The organism is Okeania sp. SIO2B9 (assembly GCF_010672505.1).
GTDB lineage: Bacteria > Cyanobacteriota > Cyanobacteriia > Cyanobacteriales > Microcoleaceae > Okeania > Okeania hirsuta.
This window is the reverse complement of sequence record NZ_JAAHGK010001607.1, coordinates 1-1,440: the sequence shown is the minus strand read 5'-3', so window position 1 is coordinate 1,440 and position 1,440 is coordinate 1. Positions and strand designations below refer to the sequence as shown.

General features: G+C 39.8%; 1 protein-coding gene. It reads left to right on the top strand.

What is annotated here, in order from left to right; translation table 11 throughout:
- Positions 1–46 precede the first annotated feature (46 nt).
- Entirely contained in the window at positions 47–970 is a 924-nt protein-coding gene (locus F6K13_RS33060) for an NAD(+) kinase (RefSeq protein WP_124146038.1), read from the top strand.
- Positions 971–1,440: the final 470 nt, after the last annotated feature.

The window sequence follows — 1,440 nt, the reverse complement described above, 5'->3', positions numbered from 1 at the left end:
GTGCAGAGATTTTGCCAATCTCTATCTAAAATCTAGAATATTAACTATGGACATTAAACGAGTAATTATTGCTCATAAGGCCAAAGATGATGTGAGTCAGCATTATGCAGAACAATGTGCTAGACAGTTGGAAGATAGAGGCTGTCAAGTGTTAATGGGGCCTAGTGGACCACAAGATAATCCATATCCAGTTTTTCTTGCTTCTAGCACTCATAAAATTGACTTAGCAGTGGTTTTAGGAGGAGATGGTAGTGCTTTAGCTGCTGCAAGACATTTAGCAGCTCTAGGTATTCCAATGTTGGCAGTTAATGTGGGAGGACATTTGGGATTTTTGACAGAAAGTTTTGAAGATTTTAAGGATACAGAGAAGGTATGGGATAGGTTATTTGAAGACCGCTATGCTGTACAACTGCGAATGATGTTACAGTCAGCAGTGTTTAATGGCGATCGCACTAACCTCGAACCATCAAGCGATCGCTTTTTAGCTTTGAATGAATTTTGTATTAAACCTGCTTCTGCTGACAGGATGCCCACTTCTATTTTGGAAGTAGAAGTTGATGGTGAAGTAGTAGACCAATATCAAGGGGATGGACTTATTGTTGCTAGTCCGACTGGTTCTACTTGCTATACTGCTTCTGCTAATGGACCAATTATGCACGCTGGTATGGCTTCTATTTCTGTTACTCCAATTTGTCCTTTAAGTCTTTCTAGTCGTCCTATTGTACTTCCTCCTGGTTGTATAGTTAGTGTTTGGCCTCTACAGGAGCACGATCTAACTACTAAACTTTGGGCAGATGGAGTTCTATCTACTGCTATTTGGCCTGGACAACGGGTGGATGTGCGTATGGCAGATTGTCAGGCTAAGTTTATTATTTTGCGGGAAAATTATTCATTTTTCCAGACTCTTAGAGAAAAACTACAATGGGCTGGTGCCAGAATTAAGTACAATAATGAGCATCGTAGTAGTTAAGTGGTAGATAGTAGGTGATCTCCAGTTATCAGTTAGCCTCCTCCGGAGCAGCTACGCTCACAGTACCTCTAGCTGAACCCTTATGCTTAACACAAGGAATATTCTCTTTTCTCTTGGTCGATTAGATATGGCGTTTGCTAGCGCACAACCAGGTTAACGCGTTTGCGATAGCATTCTGTAAAGAAAAGCGTCCCGGAGGGAATGGAAACCTCGCCATCTCTCGACCGCTTTTTATCCTCTTAAAAAGGGAGGCTTGAGACCAAATTTTTTTGGTCAAGAAGAATTTCTTTTACTGAATAAAATTTTGCTAAAGTTGTGCCCTAGATACCTCACATATCCCGATTTTCAAAACTCTGATATTGATGGTCAAAAATGCTTTAAGTAAGACAAAAAAAATTCTGAAAATTGTCTCAATTAAATCGATTTGTCCTCTATATACCTCACATTTCCCTATTTTCAAAACTCTAATA

What these genes read in the sequence shown, in the direction of transcription:
- F6K13_RS33060 (WP_124146038.1), top strand. Translation starts at nt 47, where the DNA reads ATGGACATTAAACGAGTAATTATTGCTCATAAGGCCAAAGATGATGTG.